Origin of the sequence: Janthinobacterium sp. B9-8 (assembly GCF_000969645.2) — a bacterium.
Classification (GTDB): domain Bacteria; phylum Pseudomonadota; class Gammaproteobacteria; order Burkholderiales; family Chitinibacteraceae; genus Iodobacter.
The window spans coordinates 3,426,034-3,445,587 of the sequence record NZ_CP014222.1 but is presented as its reverse complement, the minus strand read 5'-3'; the positions used below and the strand labels follow the sequence as shown (position 1 = coordinate 3,445,587).

The window sequence follows — 19,554 nt, the reverse complement described above, 5'->3', positions numbered from 1 at the left end:
GCCTCACTGGAGTCAAAGAATGAAAGGCTTACTCGAACTCTTCAAGCAAGTTGCTGCAAATGAAGAATTTGATGCGATTAAGATCGGTCTGGCGTCGCCAGAAAAAATCCGCTCTTGGTCGTTCGGCGAAGTAAAAAAGCCGGAAACCATTAACTACCGTACATTTAAGCCAGAACGTGATGGCTTATTTTGCGCGCGTATTTTTGGCCCAATCAAAGATTACGAATGCCTGTGCGGTAAGTACAAACGCCTGAAGCATCGTGGCGTGATCTGCGAGAAGTGCGGTGTGGAAGTGACCCTGTCTAAGGTTCGTCGCGACCGCATGGGACACATCGAGCTGGCTAGCCCAGTTGCACACATCTGGTTCTTGAAATCCCTGCCATCGCGCTTGGGTATGGTGCTTGATATCCCATTGCGTGATATCGAACGCGTACTTTACTTCGAAGGTTTTGTGGTGATCGAGCCAGGCATGACGCCGCTGACACGTGGCCAATTGCTGACTGAAGAAGATTACTTCAATAAAGTTGAAGAGTACGGTGACGAATTCGTAGCCCTGATGGGTGCGGAAGCGGTGCGTGAGCTTTTGAAGAGCATGGATGTAGAAGACCAAATCACCACCTTGCGTGCTGAATTGTCCTCCACCGGCTCTGAAACTAAAATCAAGAAGATTTCCAAGCGCCTGAAAGTGCTGGAAGCCTTCCAACGTTCCGGCATCAAGCCAGAATGGATGGTTTTGGAAGTTCTGCCTGTATTGCCGCCAGAATTACGTCCTCTCGTACCATTGGATGGTGGTCGTTTCGCTACTTCAGATCTGAACGATCTGTATCGTCGCGTGATTAACCGTAATAACCGTCTGAAACGTCTTTTAGAATTGCGCGCGCCTGAAATTATCGTGCGTAATGAAAAGCGTATGTTGCAAGAAGCGGTTGATTCCTTGCTCGATAACGGCCGTCGCGGTAAAGCGATGACGGGTGCGAACAAGCGTCCTCTCAAATCCTTGGCCGATATGATCAAGGGTAAGGGCGGTCGTTTCCGTCAGAACTTGTTGGGTAAGCGCGTAGATTACTCTGGTCGTTCGGTTATTACCGTGGGCCCGACACTGCGTCTGCATCAGTGCGGCTTGCCAAAACTGATGGGTCTGGAGCTGTTCAAGCCATTTATTTTCCACAAGCTTGAAGTGCTTGGTCTTGCGACCACCATTAAAGCGGCGAAAAAAATGGTGGAAGCCCAAGATCCAGTCGTTTGGGACATCTTGGAAGATGTGATTCGCGAACATCCGATTCTCTTGAACCGTGCGCCAACACTTCACCGCTTGGGTATTCAAGCGTTTGAGCCAGTGTTGATCGAAGGTAAAGCGATTCAACTGCATCCACTCGTCTGCGCGGCATTCAATGCCGACTTTGACGGTGACCAGATGGCTGTTCACGTTCCACTGAGCCTTGAAGCGCAGATGGAAGCACGCACCTTGATGCTGGCTTCTAACAACGTATTGTCGCCAGCTAACGGCGAGCCAATTATCGTTCCTTCGCAGGATATCGTGCTGGGTCTGTATTACATGACTCGTGAGCGTATCAATGCCAAGGGCGAGGGCATGTACCTGATCGACGTAAGCGAAGCAATGCGCGCTTATGCGAGCAAGGAAGTAACCTTGCAAACGCGTGTTGATATCCGCCTGAAAGAATGGGTAAAAGACGAAGACGGCGAATGGCAAGCTCAGATGGTGCGTCGTAGCACCACAGTTGGTCGTGCGATCTTGTCTGAAATTCTGCCTAAGGGTTTGGACTTCAGCCACATCGATAAAGCGTTGAAAAAGAAAGAAATTGGTAAGCTGATTAACGCTTCATTCCGCCGTTGCGGTCTGAAAGATACCGTTATTTTTGCGGATCAACTGATGTACACCGGTTTTGCTTATTCGACACGCGGCGGTATCTCGATTTGCGTTGATGATATGGTTGTGCCGGATAAAAAGGTTCAGCTTCTGGCTGAGTCTTACGCTGAAGTGCGCGAGATCGAGCATCAGTACAGCTCCGGTCTGGTGACTCAGGGTGAACGTTATAACAAGGTTGTGGATATCTGGGGCCGTGCCGGTGATCAGATTGCCAAGGCGATGATGGATCAGCTCGGTAAAGAGAAGGTCATCAACCGCGAAGGCGTTGAAGTCGATCAAGACTCGTTTAACTCAGTATTTATGATGGCCGATTCCGGTGCCCGCGGTTCTGCAGCGCAGATTCGTCAGCTGGCTGGTATGCGGGGTTTGATGGCTAAACCGGACGGTTCGATTATTGAAACGCCGATTACCACCAACTTCCGTGAAGGCTTGACCGTTCTTCAGTACTTTATCTCCACCCACGGTGCACGTAAGGGTCTGGCAGATACGGCGCTGAAAACAGCGAACTCGGGTTACCTGACTCGTCGTCTGGTTGACGTAACGCAAGACTTGGTTGTGATTGAAGACGATTGCGGCACCAAGAACGGCGTGGTCATGAAGGCGGTTGTACAGGGTGGTGATGTGATTGAAGCACTGCGTGATCGTATTCTGGGTCGCGTGGTAGTGCTCGATGTGATCGATCCTGTTACGCACGAAACAGTGTTCCCAGTGGGTACATTGCTGGGTGAAGACGAAGTTGAAGAGATCGAACACCTTGGTGTTGACGAGGTTAAGGTTCGTACTCCGCTATCTTGCGAAACACGTTATGGCCTATGTGCCGCGTGTTACGGTCGTGACCTTGGTCGTGGTCATCTGGTGAATACGGGTGAAGCAGTGGGTGTTATCGCTGCTCAGTCGATTGGTGAGCCAGGTACACAGCTGACCATGCGTACCTTCCACATCGGGGGTGCGGCTTCTCGTGCGGCTGCGGCAACACAAGTAGAATCGAAATCCAGTGGTAATATCGCGTACAGCCCGAACATGCGCTATGTGACCAATGCCAAGGGTGATCCAGTTGTGATTGCACGTTCTGCTGAAGTGATTGTTGTTGATGACAATGGTCGTGAGCGTGAGCGTCATAAAGTGCCGTATGGTGCAACACTGACTGTTAAAGATGGCGATAGCATCAAAGCCGGTGGCGTACTGGGTACGTGGGATCCGCACACTCGTCCAATTATTTCGGAATACGCCGGTCAGGTGAAGTTCGATAATGTGGAAGAGGGTATTACCGTAATGAAGCAGGTCGATGATGTGACCGGTCTTTCGACCTTGGTTGTTATCGATCCTAAGCGTAAAGGCGGTAAGGCAACTGGCGTACGTCCAATGGTTAAGTTATTGGATGAACGTGGTGGCGAAGTTAAAATGGCGGGTACTGACACTACCGTTATGATCGGTTTCCAAGTGGGTTGTATTATCACGGTGAAAGATGGTCAAGTGGTTGGTGTGGGTGATGTGTTGGCGCGTATTCCACAAGAATCTGCTAAGACTCGCGATATTACCGGGGGTCTGCCACGTGTTGCTGAGTTGTTTGAAGCGCGTATTCCGAAAGATCCGGGTATGTTGGCTGAAATTACCGGTACAGTTTCCTTCGGTAAAGAAACTAAGGGTAAACAGCGTCTAGTCTTAACGGATCTGGAAGGTGCGCCGCACGAATACCTGATCTTGAAAGAAAAACACGTACTGGTTCACGATGGTCAGGTTGTTAACCGTGGTGAAAGTATTGTGGACGGTGCGATTGATCCGCACGATATCTTGCGTCTGCAAGGGATCGAAGCGTTGTCACGCTACGTTGTACAAGAAGTGCAGGAAGTGTATCGTTTGCAGGGTGTAAAGATTAACGATAAGCATATTGAAGTTATTCTTCGTCAAATGTTACGTCGTGTCATCATTACTGATTCTGCAGATTCTGCCTTCATTCAGGGTGAGCAAGTTGAGCGCGCAGAAGTACTGACAGTGAACGATAAGTTGATTGCTGAGGGTAAGTTACCAGCAAGCTACGATAATGTTCTGTTAGGTATTACTAAAGCATCTCTGTCTACAGATTCGTTTATTTCAGCGGCTTCCTTCCAGGAAACCACGCGAGTGCTGACTGAAGCAGCCATCATGGGCAAAATTGATGACTTGCGCGGTCTGAAAGAAAACGTCATCGTAGGTCGCTTGATTCCTGCGGGTACTGGCTTAGCTTACCATCGTAATCGTAAGCGTCAGGCACCAGTTGTTGATCAATTGGCTGACATTTTTGCACCAACTGCAGAGGCTGAAACCGCTGCAAGTGGTGAAGTTGGGGTCTAACGGTCATCAGCTTGTCTTGACGACAAGCACTTGATTTCAATAGAATCCTGTACTTTTACACAACGCTCAGCTTTGCTGGGCGTTGTGCACTTCTTTTTTTGATGTGGTTGTCCCTGTTTTATTTGCTTTAAAAATGAAGAAATGAGCCCGTGGTGGTTAGCGAAAAGCAGGACTAATAACAGACTTAATGCTTTGATTTTATTGTAAATAAAAACAGCGCCTCATTAAGTGAAGAGGTAGTTGTGAGCAGTAGCCAGTGGTAAAACAAAGAAACAAGCATGTGGTGGCCGGCGCAAGCTGACTGATAATATGTTTAATGCTTTGTCATAAATATGAAGAAGTAGTAAGTGCCCTACGGGGATTTTTAACCTAAGGAAGTAATCAATGCCAACGATTAACCAGCTCGTCCGTAAAGGTCGTGTGCAGGAAAAAGCAAAGAGCAAAGTGCCAGCTCTTGAGTCTTGCCCGCAAAAACGTGGCGTATGCACTCGTGTATACACAACCACTCCTAAGAAGCCTAACTCAGCGCTTCGTAAAGTTTGTAAAGTTCGCCTAACCAATGGTTTCGAAGTTATTTCGTACATCGGTGGTGAAGGCCATAACCTGCAGGAACACAGCGTTGTGCTGATCCGCGGCGGTCGTGTTAAGGATTTGCCGGGTGTGCGTTACCACACAGTACGCGGCTCCTTGGATACTGCTGGCGTTAAGGGTCGTAAACAGTCGCGCTCCAAGTACGGTACTAAGCGTCCAAAGGCTTAATTGCCACTGGACGGTCGGCGAGTCCCATTTGGGCCGTCGAGTAAGTGGTCGTCTTGATGGGCGACCGAGGGGGAAACCCCGACTGAATGAAATATTAAGGATAGAGAATTATGCCTAGACGCAGAGAAGTACCGAAACGTGACGTTTTACCGGATCCAAAATTTGGTAGCCAAGAACTGACTAAGTTCATGAACGTTGTAATGATGGATGGCAAGAAAGCGGTTGCAGAGCGTATCGTTTACGGTGCACTTGTACAAATCGAGAAAAAAACTGGCAAGTCACCGCTGGAAGTGTTCTCCGCTGCAATCGGTAATGCTAAGCCAATGGTTGAAGTTAAAAGCCGTCGTGTTGGTGGTGCAAACTATCAAGTACCAGTCGAAGTCCGTCCTAGCCGTCGTTTGGCATTGGCGATGCGTTGGGTTCGTGATGCGGCTCGTAAACGTGGTGAAAAGTCGATGGATCTGCGTCTGGCAGGCGAACTCCTCGATGCGGCTGAAGGCCGTGGTGGCGCTATGAAGAAGCGTGACGAAGTACACCGCATGGCAGAAGCGAACAAAGCGTTCGCTCACTACCGCTTCTAATCGCGTAACTCGGACAAGGAATATCCCGTGGCACGTAAGACTTCTATTGAGCGTTACCGTAATATTGGTATCTCTGCTCACATTGACGCCGGTAAAACGACGACGACCGAACGCGTTCTGTTCTACACCGGTGTAAACCACAAGATCGGTGAAGTGCATGACGGCGCTGCAACAATGGACTGGATGGAGCAAGAGCAGGAGCGTGGTATCACGATTACTTCTGCTGCGACAACTACGTTCTGGAAAGGCATGGCGCAACAGTACCCGGAACACCGCATTAACATCATCGACACCCCAGGTCACGTTGACTTCACGATTGAAGTTGAGCGCTCAATGCGCGTTCTGGATGGTGCTTGCATGGTTTACTGCGCTGTGGGTGGTGTTCAACCCCAGTCTGAAACCGTATGGCGTCAAGCTAATAAATACAAAGTTCCGCGTCTTGCTTTCGTAAACAAGATGGACCGTCAAGGTGCTAACTTCTTCCGCGTAGTTGAGCAGATGAAGATTCGCCTGAAAGCTAATCCAGTACCAGTTGTAATTCCAGTTGGCGCAGAAGATGGCTTTACCGGTGTGGTTGATCTGATCAAGATGAAGTCCATCTTGTGGGATGAAGCATCGCAAGGTATGAAGTTTGAGTATGGTGAGATCCCTGCTGAATTAGTAGATATTGCTCAAACATGGCGCGAAAACATGGTTGAAGCGGCTGCTGAATCATCTGAAGAGATGATGAACAAATACCTTGAAGAAGGCGATTTGAGCGAAGCTGAAATCATTGAAGGCCTGCGTATTCGTACTTTAGCGTGCGAAATTCAGCCTATGCTGTGCGGTAGTGCGTTCAAGAACAAGGGTGTGCAACGCATGCTCGACGCAGTTATCGACTTTATGCCGTCGCCGGTTGAGGTTGCTGCGATCACTGGTGTAAACGAGAAAGAAGAAAATATCACTCGTGAAGCTTCTGATGCAGCTCCATTCTCTGCCTTAGCATTTAAGCTGATGAGCGATCCTTATGTTGGTCAGTTGACCTTCTTCCGCGTTTACTCCGGCATCGTGAAGTCTGGCGATACCGTTTTGAACTCGGTTAAAGATAAGAAAGAGCGTATTGGCCGTATCGTGCAAATGCACGCAAACGATCGTCAAGAAATTGATGAAGTTTACGCGGGTGATATTGCCGCTGCGATTGGCTTGAAAGATGTAACGACTGGTGAGACTTTATGTGCGCCGAGTGACTTCATTATCTTGGAACGCATGGTGTTCCCAGAGCCAGTAATTCACGTTGCTGTTGAGCCTAAGACAAAGCCAGACCAAGAGAAGATGGGTATTGCCCTGAATCGCTTGGCGAAAGAAGATCCTTCTTTCCGTGTGCGTACTGACGAAGAAACCGGCCAGACAATTATGTCTGGTATGGGTGAGTTGCACTTAGAAATTCTGGTTGATCGCATGCGTCGTGAATTTGGCGTTGAAGCGAATGTGGGTGCTCCGCAAGTTGCATACCGCGAAACCATTACCCGCATCGCTGCCGATGTTGAAGGTAAGCACGCGAAACAGTCTGGCGGTAAAGGTCAGTACGGTCATTGCGTGATTACTGTTGAGCCGGCTGGTGAAGGCAATGGTTACTCCTTCTCTGACGAAGTTAAGGGTGGTTCGATTCCTCGTGAATTTATCCCTTCGGTGGACAAGGGTATCCAAAACACGCTGAAAGCTGGTGTGTTGGCAGGCTTCCCTGTCGTGGACGTTAAGGTTCGCCTGACGTTTGGTTCGTACCATGATGTTGACTCTTCACAACTTGCGTTTGAACTTGCAGGTTCGATTGCATTTAAAGAAGCGATGCGTCGTGCTGGTGCCGTTATTCTTGAGCCAATGATGGCTGTAGAAGTCGAAACACCAGAAGAGTACATGGGTGACATCATGGGCGATATCTCGTCCCGTCGTGGCATCTTGCAAGGTATGGATGATAATCCTGCCGGTGGCAAGATGGTTAAGGCTGAGTTGCCTCTTTCCGAGATGTTTGGTTACTCGACTCGCTTGCGCTCAATGTCGCAAGGTCGTGCAACTTACTCTATGGAATTCAAGCACTACTCCGAAGCGCCGAAGCATGTGGCTGACGCGATTATTGCGAACAAGAAATAATTAAATAAATTTAAAGGATCTACAGCAATGGCAAAAGAAAAGTTTACGCGCACAAAGCCACACGTTAACGTTGGTACAATTGGTCACGTTGACCATGGTAAAACCACACTGACAGCGGCAATTTCGACTATCTTGTCGAAGAAATTCGGTGGCGAAGCTAAAGATTACTCGCAAATCGATAGCGCTCCTGAAGAAAAAGCACGCGGTATTACTATTAATACTTCACATGTTGAGTATGAGACAGAAACACGTCACTACGCTCACGTTGACTGCCCAGGTCACGCGGATTACATCAAGAACATGATTACTGGTGCTGCGCAGATGGATGGCGCGATCTTGGTATGTTCAGCAGCTGATGGTCCTATGCCGCAAACTCGTGAGCACATCTTGTTGGCTCGTCAAGTTGGCGTTCCATACATCATTGTTTACCTGAACAAAGCTGACTTGGTTGATGATGCTGAATTGCTTGAATTGGTAGACATGGAAGTTCGTGAACTGCTGAGCAAGTATGACTTCCCTGGTGACGACACTCCAATTATTGTTGGTTCTGCTCGTATGGCCCTGGAAGGTGATCAGTCTGAGCACGGCGAGCCATCGATTTTCCGTCTTGCTGAAGCGCTTGATTCATACATTCCATTGCCAGAACGTGCTGTTGATGGCGCGTTCCTGATGCCAGTTGAAGACGTATTCTCGATCTCAGGTCGCGGTACTGTTGTGACTGGTCGTGTTGAGCGCGGCGTTGTTAAAGTCGGCGAAGAAATCGAAATTGTTGGTATTACTACAACAGTTAAGACAACATGTACTGGTGTTGAAATGTTCCGTAAGCTGCTTGATCAAGGTCAAGCTGGCGATAACATCGGTGCATTGCTTCGTGGTACTAAGCGTGAAGATGTTCAGCGTGGTCAAGTATTGGCTAAGCCAGGTTCGATTACTCCGCATACTAAGTTTGAAGGTTCTGTTTACGTTCTGTCGAAAGATGAAGGTGGTCGTCACACTCCATTCTTCAACGGCTACCGTCCACAATTCTTCTTCCGTACAACTGACGTAACAGGTTCGGTTGATTTGCCAGAAGGTACTGAAATGGTGATGCCAGGTGATAACGTTGAAGTTACCGTTACCCTGATCGCTCCAGTTGCTATGGAACAAGGTCTACGCTTCGCTATTCGCGAAGGTGGTCGTACTGTTGGCGCTGGTGTTGTTGCCAAAGTCCTCGTTTAAAGGCTTGTGAAAATGCAAAACCAAAAAATTCGTATCCGTCTGAAAGCTTTTGACTACGCTTTGATCGATCGTTCGGCGCAGGAAATTGTTGATACGGCTAAGCGTACTGGTGCTGTTGTTAAAGGACCGGTTCCGCTTCCTACTAAAATTGAGCGTTTTGACATTCTGAGCTCTCCACACGTTAATAAAATGGCGCGTGATCAGATGGAAATTCGTACGCACCTGCGTTTAATGGATATTGTCAATCCAACAGACAAAACCGTTGATGCACTGATGAAGCTGGATCTTCCAGCTGGTGTAGACGTAGAAATCAAACTGCAGTAATAGACAATCAAAGTTTTTTTTACAGTGATGTACGCTAAGTGCTTGCGGTAAAAGGAAAACTTTGCTAAAGTCGCGGGCTTGCCACTTAAGGGTGGCAAGCCTTTTTTACTTTAGGTTTAGCCGGTCAATCGTAATCGGCCCTGAAAGGGATATAACTATGAGCTTAGGACTTGTCGGACGTAAAGTCGGCATGACCCGCGTTTTTGCTGAGGATGGTGCTTCCATTCCGGTAACAGTGCTGGACATGTCTGCTAATCGCGTTACGCAAATCAAGACGCCGGAAACTGATGGCTATGCAGCTGTTCAGGTAACTTTCGGTGCAAAGAAAGCTAGTCGTGTTAACAAGGCTCAAGCTGGCCACTTTGCGAAAGCAGGCGTGGAAGCAGGTTTGGGTCTGGTTGAATTTAACGTTACTGCTGAGAAATTAGCAGAATTGAAAGCTGGTGATCAGCTTTCAGTTGAGATGTTTGCGATTGGTTCTTATGTTGATGTAACTGGTACAACTCTGGGTAAGGGTTTTGCTGGTGTTATCAAACGTCACCATTTTTCTTCCAACCGTGCCTCCCACGGTAACTCGCGCTCGCATAATACGCCGGGTTCCATTGGTCAAGCGCAAGATCCGGGTCGTGTTTTTCCTGGTAAGCGCATGGCAGGTCAACTGGGTAACGTTCAACGTACTACCCAGAACTTGGAAATCGTCCGTGTCGATGCCGAACGTCAATTGCTGTTAGTTAAGGGCGCTGTTCCTGGCTGCAAGGGCAATGACGTGGTTGTTCGTCCGAGTGTGAAGGCAGGTGCGTAATGGATCTTAAAGTCATCAATGCTGCCGGCGAGGCGCAAGCCGCTGTCGCTGGTTCAGATGCACTGTTCGCACGCGAATTCAACGAAGCGCTGGTTCACCAAGTTGTGACAGCTTACTTCGCGAATGCTCGTAGCGGCAATCGTGCTCAAAAAGGTCGTGATAACGTAAGTCACTCGACCAAAAAGCCTTGGAAGCAGAAGGGTACAGGCCGTGCTCGTGCTGGTATGAGCTCCTCACCGCTATGGCGTGGTGGTGGTCGTGCTTTCCCGAATAGCCCGGATGAGAACTTCTCACAAAAGGTTAACCGTAAGATGTTCCGTGCTGGTATTGCGACTATCTTGTCGCAGCTGGTTCGTGAAGAGCGTCTTGTGGTGGTGGAAAGCTTTACTGCCGAAACACCAAAAACTAAGGCTTTCGCACTGAAGCTTGCTGCTATGCAGTTGGATTCCGTGTTGATTATCACCAAAGAGCTGGATGAAAACTTGTACCTAGCGTCGCGCAATCTTGCGCACGTTCTGGTGCTTGAGCCATCGCAAGCTGATCCAGTGAGCCTCGTTCGTTTTAAGAAAGTGGTTATCACTCGTGAAGCGCTGCAAGCTTTTGAGGAGTTGTACGCATGATGCAATTCTCTGAAAATCGTCTGCTTCAAGTTCTTTTGGCACCTATCGTGTCAGAAAAGACCACTTTTGTGGCTGAAAAGAATGATCAAGTTGTTTTCCGTGTATCTACGGACGCTACTAAGGCAGAAATCAAGGCCGCTGTTGAGCTTCTCTTTAAAGTGAAGGTTGAAGGCGTGTCGACATTGAATGTCAAGGGCAAGGGCAAGAAATTTGGTCGTACCGTAGGTCGTCGCAAGGACTGGAAAAAGGCTTATATTAGCCTTGCTGCAGGCCAAGAACTCGACCTCGCGGCAGCGCAGTAAAGGAGACTGAAAATGGCATTGGTAAAAGTAAAACCGACGTCCCCCGGTCGCCGCGCCGTCGTCAAGGTTGTGACCCCAGATCTACACAAAGGTGCGCCATACGCTCCTTTGCTCGAGTCGCAAAGCAAGACAGCTGGTCGTAACAACCGTGGTGTGATTACAACCCGTCATATGGGTGGTGGTCACAAACAGCATTATCGTCTAATTGACTTTAAGCGTAATGATAAAGACGGAATCGTAGCTCGCGTAGAGCGTCTTGAATACGATCCTAACCGCACTGCTAACATCGCCTTGCTTTGTTATACAGACGGCACACGTCGCTACATCATTGCTCCTAAAGGCCTTAAGGCTGATATGACCGTGATTTCTGGCTCGGATGCGCCGATTAAGGTGGGTAATACCCTTCCTATCCGCAATATCCCAGTTGGTTCGACGATCCATTGTATTGAAATGCAGCCAGGTAAAGGCGCGCAAATTGCTCGCTCTGCTGGTGCTGGTGTTCAGTTGCTGGCTCGTGAAGGTGCTTACGCTCAGTTGCGTTTGCGCTCTGGCGAAATCCGCAAGGTTCACGTTGACTGCCGCGCAACAATCGGTGAAGTGGGTAACGAAGAGCATAATCTTCGCTCCTACGGTAAAGCAGGTGCTAAGCGTTGGTTGGGTATTCGTCCAACTGTACGTGGTACTGCTATGAATCCGGTTGATCACCCGCACGGTGGTGGTGAAGGTCGTACTGGTGAAGGTCGTGTTCCAGTAAGTCCATGGGGCCAGCCTGCTAAGGGCTATCGCACTCGTCGCAACAAGCGCACAAGCAATATGATCGTGCGTCGTCGTCCCGCGAACAAGAGGTAATGTAAATGGCACGTTCTATTAAAAAAGGCCCATTCGTTGACCTGCACCTGATTAAAAAGGTGGAAACTGCCCGCGCGGCGAACGACAAGCGTCCAGTGAAAACTTGGTCACGCCGTTCTACTGTGTTGCCAGACTTCGTTGGTCTGACAATTGCAGTTCACAATGGTAAGCAGCACGTTCCAGTATATGTGAACGAAAACATGGTTGGACACAAGCTGGGCGAGTTCGCACTCACCCGCACGTTCAAAGGCCATGCTGCGGACAAAAAAGCCAAGCGATAAGGTGAAGACATGCAAGTATCTGCTGTATTAAGCAACACTCGCCTCTCCGCCCAAAAAGCGCGGCTGGTCGCTGACCTAGTCCGTGGCAAGCCGGTAGAGCAGGCGTTGAACATCTTGGCCTTCTGCCCTAAAAAGGGTGCAGTTTTAATTAAGAAGGTTCTGGAATCCGCTATTGCCAATGCTGAGCACAATGAAGGCGCCGATATCGACGCACTCAAAGTGACCACAATTTTTGTGGATAAGGGACCTTCTCTTAAGCGTTTCAGCGCACGTGCCAAAGGCCGTGGCAATCGTATCGAGAAGCAAACTTGCCACATCACATTGATTGTTGGCGATTAAGGAGCGACTATGGGTCAGAAAGTTCATCCGACGGGTTTTCGTCTCGCCGTCACTAAGAACTGGGCTTCGCGTTGGTACGCCAACAGTAGCAATTTTGCCGGTATGCTCAATGAAGATATCGCTGTACGCGATTATCTGAAAAAGAAACTGGCCAGTGCTTCAGTGAGTCGTGTCGTAATCGAGCGTCCGGCTAAGAATGCCAAAATCACTATTTTCACGGCTCGTCCTGGTGTGGTGATTGGTAAGAAGGGTGAGGATATTGAGCAGCTTAAGAAAGCGCTGCAAAAAATCCTGAATGTGCCCGTGCATGTAAATATCGAAGAAGTGCGCAAGCCTGAAATCGATGCGCAGATTATTGCCGACAGCATTTCTGCACAGCTTGAAAAGCGTGTGATGTTCCGTCGAGCTATGAAGCGTGCTATGCAAAACGCGATGCGTCTTGGTGCTCAAGGTATCAAGATTATGTCGTCAGGTCGCTTGAATGGCATCGAAATTGCACGTTGTGAGTGGTATCGTGAAGGCCGTGTGCCTTTGCATACTCTTCGTGCTGATATCGACTACGCGACTTCTGAAGCCAAAACCACCTACGGTATCATTGGTATCAAGGTTTGGGTTTATAAAGGCGAAATGAAGCCGGGCGAAAAGGCCGCTGAAGTAGCGCCTGAAGCTCAGAAGAAAAACGCACGGAAGGGGCCTCGCAATGCTGCAGCCAACTAGACTTAAGTATCGCAAGGTCCAGAAGGGCCGTAACACGGGTATTGCTACTCGTGGTAACAGCGTTGCTTTTGGTGTGTTTGGGCTCAAGGCCACTAGTCGTGGTCGTCTGACTGCTCGTCAGATCGAATCCGCACGTCGTGCGATTACCCGTTATATTAAACGTGGTGGTCGTGTATGGATTCGTACGTTCCCAGATAAGCCAATCTCTACCAAGCCCGCTGAAGTTCGAATGGGTAATGGTAAGGGTAGCCCGGATTACTGGGTTGCTGAGATTCAACCAGGCAAAGTATTGTATGAGTTGGATGGTGTAGATGAAGCAGTTGCACGTGAGGCTTTCCGCCTTGCATCTGCTAAGTTGCCATTCGCGACTACCTTTGTCACTCGTCAGGCGGGACAACGATGAAAGCTGCTGAACTACATCAGAAATCTGTTGAAGAGCTGAAGGCTGAGTTGACCGCATTGTTGAAGGCGCAGTTTAGCTTGCGTATGCAGCATGCGACGGGTCAACTGGCGAAGCCAAGCGAACTCAACCGTGTGCGCAAAGATATTGCGCGCGTTCATACCATCATGGCTCAGAAGGCGGCGTAACGATGTCTGAAGCTAAACTGAAGCGCGAACTGACAGGCCGTATCGTCAGCGATAAAATGGATAAGACTGTTACCGTGTTGGTAGAGCGTCTGGTTAAACACCCGCTCTACGGCAAGATGATGCGTCGTTCCAAAAAATACCATGCACACGACGAAAGCAATCAATATCACGAAGGTGATTTGGTTACGATCCAAGAAATTCGTCCACTATCCAAGACTAAAAATTGGGCTGTGACGACGCTGGTAGAAAAAGCTCGTAATTAATATTTAATACGTGCTTGCGCGGGTATTGTGCTTTATGTACAATGCCCGCTTTCTTATCCATATATAATATCTTGTTGTGTATGGAGTTCTTCCCTACGGGATCCAAAACTAGCTGCTAATGCTCGGTTTTGCCGAGCGACTCGGTCTTGCCGAGATAATGGCGGAAAAAGTTGGAGGTTTGTTTCAATGATTCAAATGCAAACTAGGCTTGAAGTTGCCGATAACACTGGTGCACGTTCTGTAATGTGCATTAAGGTTCTTGGTGGATCCAAGCGTCGCTACGCTTCGGTGGGCGATATTATTAAAGTTGCCATTAAAGATGCAGCCCCTCGCGGCCGTGTTAAAAAAGGTGATGTTTATAGCGCTGTAGTGGTTCGCACCGCTAAGGGCGTACGCCGTGCTGATGGTTCGCTGATCAAGTTTGACGGCAACGCTGCAGTTCTCCTTAACGCCAAGCTTGAGCCAATTGGTACCCGTATTTTTGGGCCAGTGACTCGTGAGCTGCGCAATGAACGATTCATGAAAATCGTTTCACTTGCGCCAGAAGTGTTGTAAGGGGACGGGCATGAACAAGATTCGCAAAGGCGATGAAATCATCGTTATCACAGGCAAGGACAACGGCAAGCGCGGTACAGTGCTGCGCGTAATCCCGGCTGAAGATCGTGTCGTGGTTGAGGGCGTGAACGTGGTGAAAAAACACCAAAAGCCTAATCCAATGCGCGGTGTACAGGGCGGTATTGTCGAAAAGACTATGCCGGTTCACATTTCTAATGTTGCCTTGTTTAACACTGCAACGGGCAAGGCTGATCGCGTTGGCTTCAAGACTTTAGAGGATGGCCGTAAGGTTCGTTTCTTTAAGTCTAGTGGCGAAGTGATTGGCGGCTAAGGGGTGATGAAAAATGGCTCGTCTGCAAGAGTTTTATAAAGATCAAGTAATTCCGAAGCTGGTTGAACAGTTCGGTTACAAATCCATCATGCAAGTTCCACGTATCGACAAAATCACCATTAATATGGGTGTTGGCGAAGCGATCGCGGATAAGAAAGTGATGGATCATGCTGTTGGTGATTTGGTGAAGATTGCTGGTCAAAAGCCGGTTGTTACTGTAGCTAAAAAGTCGATTGCTGGTTTTAAGATTCGTGAAGGTTATCCGGTTGGCTGCAAAGTGACTTTGCGCCGCGAACGCATGTTCGAATTCTTGGATCGTCTGGTAACGATTGCTCTGCCACGTGTACGTGACTTCCGCGGCGTGAGTGGTAAATCGTTTGACGGTCGTGGTAATTTCAACATGGGCGTACGTGAGCAAATCATTTTCCCAGAAATCGAATACGATAAGATTGATGCTTTACGTGGTATGAATATTACGATTACCACTACAGCTAAATCAGATGAAGAAGCGCGTGCTTTACTCGCTTGCTTCAAATTCCCATTCAAGAGTTGAGGCAACCATGGCTAAAGTCGCAGTGATTAAGCGTGAGGAAAAGCGTCGTGCAACCGTCGCCAAGTACGCCGCCAAGCGTGAAAAGCTGATGGCGGTCATCAATGACCAGAATGCATCTGACGAAGAGCGTTTTGCTGCTCGTTTGCAATTCCAGCAGCTTCCGCGTAATGCAAGCCCGGTACGTCTAGTAAATCGTTGTTCGATTACTGGTCGTGGTCGTGGCGTGTATCGCAAATTCGGACTCGGCCGTATCAAGCTACGTGAACTCGCCTTTAAGGGTGAAGTTCCTGGCATGGTCAAGGCTAGCTGGTAATAGGAGAGATAAAACATGGCAATGCATGATCCTATCGCCGATATGCTAACCCGTATTCGCAACGCACAACGCGCGGACAAGGCACAAGTTACAATGCCATCGTCCACGCTGAAGTTAGCAATTGCTGGCGTGTTGCAAGATGAAGGTTATATCGAATCGTTTGAAGTCGCAGGTGAAGTTAAGCCTGTTCTGACCATCGAACTCAAGTACTACGCTGGTCGTCCGGTTATCGAGCGCTTGGACCGTGTGTCCAAGCCGGGTCTGCGCATCTACAAAGGTGCAACAGAAATCCCAACGGTGATGAACGGTCTGGGTGTGGCTATTTTGTCCACCTCCAAAGGCGTAATGACAGATCGCAAAGCACGTGCCAATGGTATTGGTGGCGAGCTTCTGTGCGTCGTCGCTTAAAGAGGTGAATCGATGTCTCGCGTAGCAAAAAACCCAGTAGTTATCCCGGCAGGCGTAGAAGTTAAGTTCGCTGCTGGTGAAATCGTTGTGAAGGGCCCGCACGGCACAATGACGCAAACTCTTTGCGTTGATGTGGATGTTAAGGTTGAGGACAATGCAGTTCAATTTGCCGCTAAGAGTGCATCTAAGCATGCTCGCTCTATGTCCGGTACTTTGCGTGCGTTGGTAAACAACATGGTAAACGGCGTTTCTAAAGGCTTTGAGCGTAAGCTCTTGCTGGTTGGCGTTGGTTACCGTGCTCAAGCTCAAGGCGATGTCTTGAACTTGACTCTCGGCTTTTCTCACCCAGTTGCGCATACAATGCCAGCGGGTGTGAAGGTGGAAACTCCGACACAAACCGAAATCGTCCTCAAGGGCGCCGACAAGCAACTAGTTGGTCAGGTTGCAGCCGAAATTCGTGAATATCGTAAACCAGAGCCATATAAAGGCAAGGGCGTACGTTATTCCGATGAGGTTGTCGTATTGAAAGAAACCAAGAAGAAGTAATCGAGGCTGAATCATGGACAAGAACCAAGCTCGACTCCGCCGCGCACGTAAAACCCGTGCAAAGATTTCGGAGCTCAAGATGTTGCGTCTGTCGGTGCACCGCACCAACAGTCACATCTACGCCCAGATCATCGACGAAACCGGTAGCAAAGTACTGGTTTCTGCTTCAACTCTTGAAGCAGATGTTCGTGGCCAAATCAAGAATGGCGGCTCTGTTGATGCCGCAGTCGTGATTGGCAAGCGTATCGCAGAAAAAGCGAAAGCTGCAGGTGTCGAAACGGTTGCATTTGACCGTTCCGGTTTCAAATATCACGGCCGTGTTAAGGCCTTAGCTGATGCCGCTCGTGAGGGCGGCCTCGTCTTCTAATTGAGTTTGGAGTTGATATAATGGCTAAGAACGATATGGAAGAACGCGGCGACGGCCTTCGTGAAAAGATGGTCGCTGTAAATCGCGTTACCAAGGTCGTCAAGGGTGGTCGTATCCTTGGTTTTGCCGCACTGACAGTAGTTGGTGATGGTGATGGCGGCGTTGGTATGGGTAAGGGCAAATCGAAAGAAGTGCCTGTAGCCGTACAAAAAGCAATGGAAGAAGCCCGTCGTAAGTTGCAAAAAGTTACTTTGCGCAATGGTACGATTCACCACACAGTATTTGGTAAACATGGCGCTACTACAGTGTTCATGCAGCCTGCTGCAGATGGTAAGGGTATTATTGCTGGTGGTCCAATGCGTGCTGTGTTCGAAGTTATGGGTATCCATAATATTTCGGCTAAGTGCCATGGTTCTACTAACCCGTACAACATTGTACGTGCGACTTTAGACGGTCTTTCCAAGCTTCATACGCCAGCAGATATTGCTGCGAAGCGTGGTAAGTCTGTTGAAGAGATTCTGGGAGCGGCTAAATGAGCGACTCTAAGAAATTCAAAGTAACTTTGGTTAAAAGTCTGATTGGACGCCTGGAAGCTCACAAGGCATGCGCCCGTGGCTTAGGTCTCCGTCGTCTTAACAGTAGCTCTGAAGTGATCGATACCCCGGAAAACCGTGGTATGGCTAACAAGATTAGCTACCTACTGAAGGTGGAAGGCTAAATGGAACTTAATAACCTGAAACCAGCTGCTGGTTCTACTCACGCTAAGCGTCGTGTAGGCCGCGGTATTGGCTCTGGCTTAGGCAAAACGTCTGGTCGTGGTCACAAAGGTCAGAAATCGCGTACTGGTGGTTTCCATAAAGTCGGTTTTGAAGGCGGTCAAATGCCTTTACAACGCCGTCTTCCAAAACGTGGTTTTGTTTCACTCACACGTGGTGATACCGCTGAAGTTCGTTTGTCGGACATCAACGATTTGCCATTGAGCGAAATTACCTTTGAAGCGCTGCTTCAAGCTGGTGTTGTATCTCAGCATGCTCTACGCGGGAAAGTTGTACTTTCCGGCACTATTGAGCGTGCGGTTGTACTCAAGGGCTTGGCTGTAACTAAGGGTGCCCGTGCTGCTATTGAAGCAGCTGGCGGCAGCATCACCGAGTAATTCGGTAAACTGAGGATAAGGCAGTAATGGCAAATCCCGCTCTGGCTAGTTCTGCAAACAAGTTTGCGGATCTTAAACGCCGGATTTGGTTCCTCATCGGGGCGTTGATCGTATATCGAATCGGCGCACACATCCCGGTGCCAGGCATCAATCCAGCTGAACTGGCAAAATTGTTTGAGTCGTCGCAAACCGGTTTATTGAACATGTTCAATATGTTTTCCGGTGGTGCTCTCTCTCGCTTTACCGTGTTCGCTATCGGGATCATGCCTTACATCTCGGCATCGATTATTTTACAGCTCGCTGCCGAGGTGCTGCCATCTCTGAAGCAGATGAAAAAAGAGGGAGAAGCAGGTCGTCGTAAGATTACGCAATATACGCGTTATGCGACGCTGCTTCTTGCTACTGCACAGAGCTTTGGTATTGCAATGATGCTGTTCAAGCAGCCGAATCTGGTGGTTGTAGCACAAGCTCAGTTTGTGTTTACTACTGTCGTGACGCTGGTGACTGGCACCATGTTCCTGATGTGGTTAGGTGAGCAGATCACTGAGCGAGGTATCGGCAACGGTATTTCAATCTTGATCTGTTCTGGTATTGCTTCTGGTCTGCCATCGGCGATCGGTAAGACATTATCACTTGCTAATCAGGGCGCTTTACCTATCTTGCTTGTGCTGTTTCTCTTTGTTGGTGTTGTGTTGTTAACTGCTGCTGTTGTGTTTGTTGAACGCGGTCAGCGCAAAGTTCCTATTCATTATGCGAAACGCCAAGTTGGTAATCGCATGATGCAGGCACAAAGCACACACCTTCCGCTGAAACTGAATATGGCGGGCGTGATCCCTCCGATTTTTGCTTCTTCAATTATCTTGTTCCCTGCGACATTACTGTCGTGGACTGGTAATAGCGATAAGTTGTCTTGGCTTAAATCGATCGGTGACATGCTGCATCCTGGTCAGCCGCTCTATGTGCTGTTGTATGCGACTGCGATCATTTTCTTCTGCTACTTCTATACTGCCTTAGTCTTCAATCCGAAGGAAACTGCAGATAATCTGAAGAAAAGTGGGGCGATGATTCCGGGTTACCGCCCGGGAGACCATACTGCGAAATACATCGAAAAATTGATTTTAAAACTCACATTAATCGGTGCTGTTTATATTACGGTAATCTGCTTGATTCCGGAGTTTTTGATCCTGAAGTGGAATGTTCCATTCTATTTTGGTGGTACTTCTCTGTTGATTCTTGTAGTCGTAACAATGGACTTTATGTCGCAGATGCAGTCTTACGTGCTCTCACATCAGTACGAGAGTCTGCTCAAGAAAGCTAACTTCAAGGGCTAGGCGTAACA

Annotated in this window: 26 protein-coding genes and 1 pseudogene; all 27 read left to right on the top strand. The window is 48.7% G+C overall.

Features of this window, described 5'->3' with window-relative positions; genetic code table 11:
- Positions 1 to 19 precede the first annotated feature (19 nt).
- The 27 genes and pseudogenes from rpoC to secY all read left to right on the top strand — a co-directional run bounded on the left by rpoC (position 20) and on the right by secY (position 19,546).
- Complete coding sequence (rpoC, locus tag VN23_RS15575) at positions 20 to 4,219, top strand: DNA-directed RNA polymerase subunit beta' (protein WP_046351549.1); 4,200 nt, start codon at positions 20 to 22, stop codon at positions 4,217 to 4,219.
- A 384-nt stretch (positions 4,220 to 4,603) separates the two neighbouring features.
- Positions 4,604 to 4,978, top strand: coding sequence for a 30S ribosomal protein S12 (gene rpsL / locus VN23_RS15570; protein ID WP_046351550.1), 375 nt, complete (start codon positions 4,604 to 4,606; stop codon positions 4,976 to 4,978).
- Positions 4,979 to 5,088: 110 nt separating this feature from the next.
- The gene (rpsG, locus tag VN23_RS15565; protein WP_046351551.1) at positions 5,089 to 5,559 is read left to right on the top strand and encodes a 30S ribosomal protein S7; all 471 of its coding nucleotides are present in this window, start codon (positions 5,089 to 5,091) and stop codon (positions 5,557 to 5,559) included.
- A gap of 27 nt (positions 5,560 to 5,586) precedes the next feature.
- Positions 5,587 to 7,686, top strand: a complete 2,100-nt coding sequence (fusA, locus tag VN23_RS15560; protein ID WP_046351552.1) for an elongation factor G — start codon at positions 5,587 to 5,589, stop codon at positions 7,684 to 7,686.
- 27 nt (positions 7,687 to 7,713) lie between these two features.
- The gene (gene tuf, locus VN23_RS15555) at positions 7,714 to 8,904 is read left to right on the top strand and encodes an elongation factor Tu (protein WP_046351553.1); all 1,191 of its coding nucleotides are present in this window, start codon (positions 7,714 to 7,716) and stop codon (positions 8,902 to 8,904) included.
- A 12-nt stretch (positions 8,905 to 8,916) separates the two neighbouring features.
- Positions 8,917 to 9,228, top strand: a complete 312-nt coding sequence (gene rpsJ / locus VN23_RS15550) for a 30S ribosomal protein S10 (RefSeq protein WP_046351554.1) — start codon at positions 8,917 to 8,919, stop codon at positions 9,226 to 9,228.
- A gap of 157 nt (positions 9,229 to 9,385) precedes the next feature.
- Positions 9,386 to 10,030: a 50S ribosomal protein L3 gene (gene rplC, locus VN23_RS15545; RefSeq protein ID WP_046351555.1), complete on the top strand. Its 645-nt coding sequence runs from the start codon at positions 9,386 to 9,388 to the stop codon at positions 10,028 to 10,030.
- The gene (rplD, locus tag VN23_RS15540; protein WP_046351556.1) at positions 10,030 to 10,650 is read left to right on the top strand and encodes a 50S ribosomal protein L4; all 621 of its coding nucleotides are present in this window, start codon (positions 10,030 to 10,032) and stop codon (positions 10,648 to 10,650) included. Before rplC ends, rplD begins: the two co-directional genes overlap by 1 nt.
- Entirely contained in the window at positions 10,650 to 10,952 is a 303-nt protein-coding gene (gene rplW, locus VN23_RS15535; RefSeq protein WP_197433117.1) for a 50S ribosomal protein L23, read from the top strand. Before rplD ends, rplW begins: the two co-directional genes overlap by 1 nt.
- Positions 10,953 to 10,964: 12 nt before the next feature.
- The gene (rplB, locus tag VN23_RS15530; protein WP_046351558.1) at positions 10,965 to 11,801 is read left to right on the top strand and encodes a 50S ribosomal protein L2; all 837 of its coding nucleotides are present in this window, start codon (positions 10,965 to 10,967) and stop codon (positions 11,799 to 11,801) included.
- 5 nt (positions 11,802 to 11,806) lie between these two features.
- The gene (gene rpsS / locus VN23_RS15525) at positions 11,807 to 12,082 is read left to right on the top strand and encodes a 30S ribosomal protein S19 (RefSeq protein WP_046351559.1); all 276 of its coding nucleotides are present in this window, start codon (positions 11,807 to 11,809) and stop codon (positions 12,080 to 12,082) included.
- A 9-nt stretch (positions 12,083 to 12,091) separates the two neighbouring features.
- Entirely contained in the window at positions 12,092 to 12,421 is a 330-nt protein-coding gene (gene rplV / locus VN23_RS15520; protein ID WP_046351560.1) for a 50S ribosomal protein L22, read from the top strand.
- A 9-nt stretch (positions 12,422 to 12,430) separates the two neighbouring features.
- Positions 12,431 to 13,120 (top strand): annotated as a pseudogene (gene rpsC / locus VN23_RS15515) (30S ribosomal protein S3); the annotation flags it as partial.
- Between the two features lies 1 nt (position 13,121).
- Entirely contained in the window at positions 13,122 to 13,541 is a 420-nt protein-coding gene (gene rplP, locus VN23_RS15510) for a 50S ribosomal protein L16 (protein ID WP_046351562.1), read from the top strand.
- Positions 13,538 to 13,726 carry a 50S ribosomal protein L29 gene (rpmC, locus tag VN23_RS15505; protein WP_046351563.1) on the top strand — a complete coding sequence of 63 codons (189 nt, stop codon included), beginning with the start codon at positions 13,538 to 13,540 and terminating at the stop codon, positions 13,724 to 13,726. The genes rplP and rpmC overlap by 4 nt, the downstream gene beginning before the upstream one ends.
- A 2-nt stretch (positions 13,727 to 13,728) precedes the next feature.
- A complete protein-coding gene (gene rpsQ, locus VN23_RS15500; protein WP_046351564.1) occupies positions 13,729 to 13,989 on the top strand; it encodes a 30S ribosomal protein S17 in 261 nt (86 codons plus the stop codon).
- Between the two features lie 186 nt (positions 13,990 to 14,175).
- Complete coding sequence (gene rplN, locus VN23_RS15495; RefSeq protein ID WP_046351565.1) at positions 14,176 to 14,544, top strand: 50S ribosomal protein L14; 369 nt, start codon at positions 14,176 to 14,178, stop codon at positions 14,542 to 14,544.
- Between the two features lie 10 nt (positions 14,545 to 14,554).
- Positions 14,555 to 14,875, top strand: coding sequence for a 50S ribosomal protein L24 (gene rplX, locus VN23_RS15490; RefSeq protein WP_046351566.1), 321 nt, complete (start codon positions 14,555 to 14,557; stop codon positions 14,873 to 14,875).
- 13 nt (positions 14,876 to 14,888) lie between these two features.
- The gene (gene rplE, locus VN23_RS15485) at positions 14,889 to 15,428 is read left to right on the top strand and encodes a 50S ribosomal protein L5 (protein WP_046351567.1); all 540 of its coding nucleotides are present in this window, start codon (positions 14,889 to 14,891) and stop codon (positions 15,426 to 15,428) included.
- A 7-nt stretch (positions 15,429 to 15,435) separates the two neighbouring features.
- Positions 15,436 to 15,741: a 30S ribosomal protein S14 gene (gene rpsN, locus VN23_RS15480; RefSeq protein ID WP_046351568.1), complete on the top strand. Its 306-nt coding sequence runs from the start codon at positions 15,436 to 15,438 to the stop codon at positions 15,739 to 15,741.
- A gap of 15 nt (positions 15,742 to 15,756) precedes the next feature.
- A complete protein-coding gene (gene rpsH / locus VN23_RS15475) occupies positions 15,757 to 16,149 on the top strand; it encodes a 30S ribosomal protein S8 (protein ID WP_046351569.1) in 393 nt (130 codons plus the stop codon).
- A 12-nt stretch (positions 16,150 to 16,161) separates the two neighbouring features.
- Positions 16,162 to 16,695 (top strand): 50S ribosomal protein L6, encoded by a 534-nt coding sequence (gene rplF / locus VN23_RS15470; protein ID WP_046351570.1) that lies wholly within the window; start codon positions 16,162 to 16,164, stop codon positions 16,693 to 16,695.
- Positions 16,696 to 16,708: 13 nt separating this feature from the next.
- Complete coding sequence (gene rplR / locus VN23_RS15465) at positions 16,709 to 17,062, top strand: 50S ribosomal protein L18 (RefSeq protein WP_046351571.1); 354 nt, start codon at positions 16,709 to 16,711, stop codon at positions 17,060 to 17,062.
- A gap of 20 nt (positions 17,063 to 17,082) precedes the next feature.
- Positions 17,083 to 17,598 carry a 30S ribosomal protein S5 gene (rpsE, locus tag VN23_RS15460; protein ID WP_046351572.1) on the top strand — a complete coding sequence of 172 codons (516 nt, stop codon included), beginning with the start codon at positions 17,083 to 17,085 and terminating at the stop codon, positions 17,596 to 17,598.
- The gene (rpmD, locus tag VN23_RS15455) at positions 17,595 to 17,780 is read left to right on the top strand and encodes a 50S ribosomal protein L30 (protein ID WP_046351573.1); all 186 of its coding nucleotides are present in this window, start codon (positions 17,595 to 17,597) and stop codon (positions 17,778 to 17,780) included. Before rpsE ends, rpmD begins: the two co-directional genes overlap by 4 nt.
- Entirely contained in the window at positions 17,781 to 18,215 is a 435-nt protein-coding gene (gene rplO / locus VN23_RS15450; protein ID WP_046351574.1) for a 50S ribosomal protein L15, read from the top strand. It abuts the gene before it with no gap.
- Positions 18,216 to 18,241: 26 nt separating this feature from the next.
- Complete coding sequence (secY, locus tag VN23_RS15445; RefSeq protein ID WP_046351575.1) at positions 18,242 to 19,546, top strand: preprotein translocase subunit SecY; 1,305 nt, start codon at positions 18,242 to 18,244, stop codon at positions 19,544 to 19,546.
- Positions 19,547 to 19,554 lie beyond the last annotated feature (8 nt).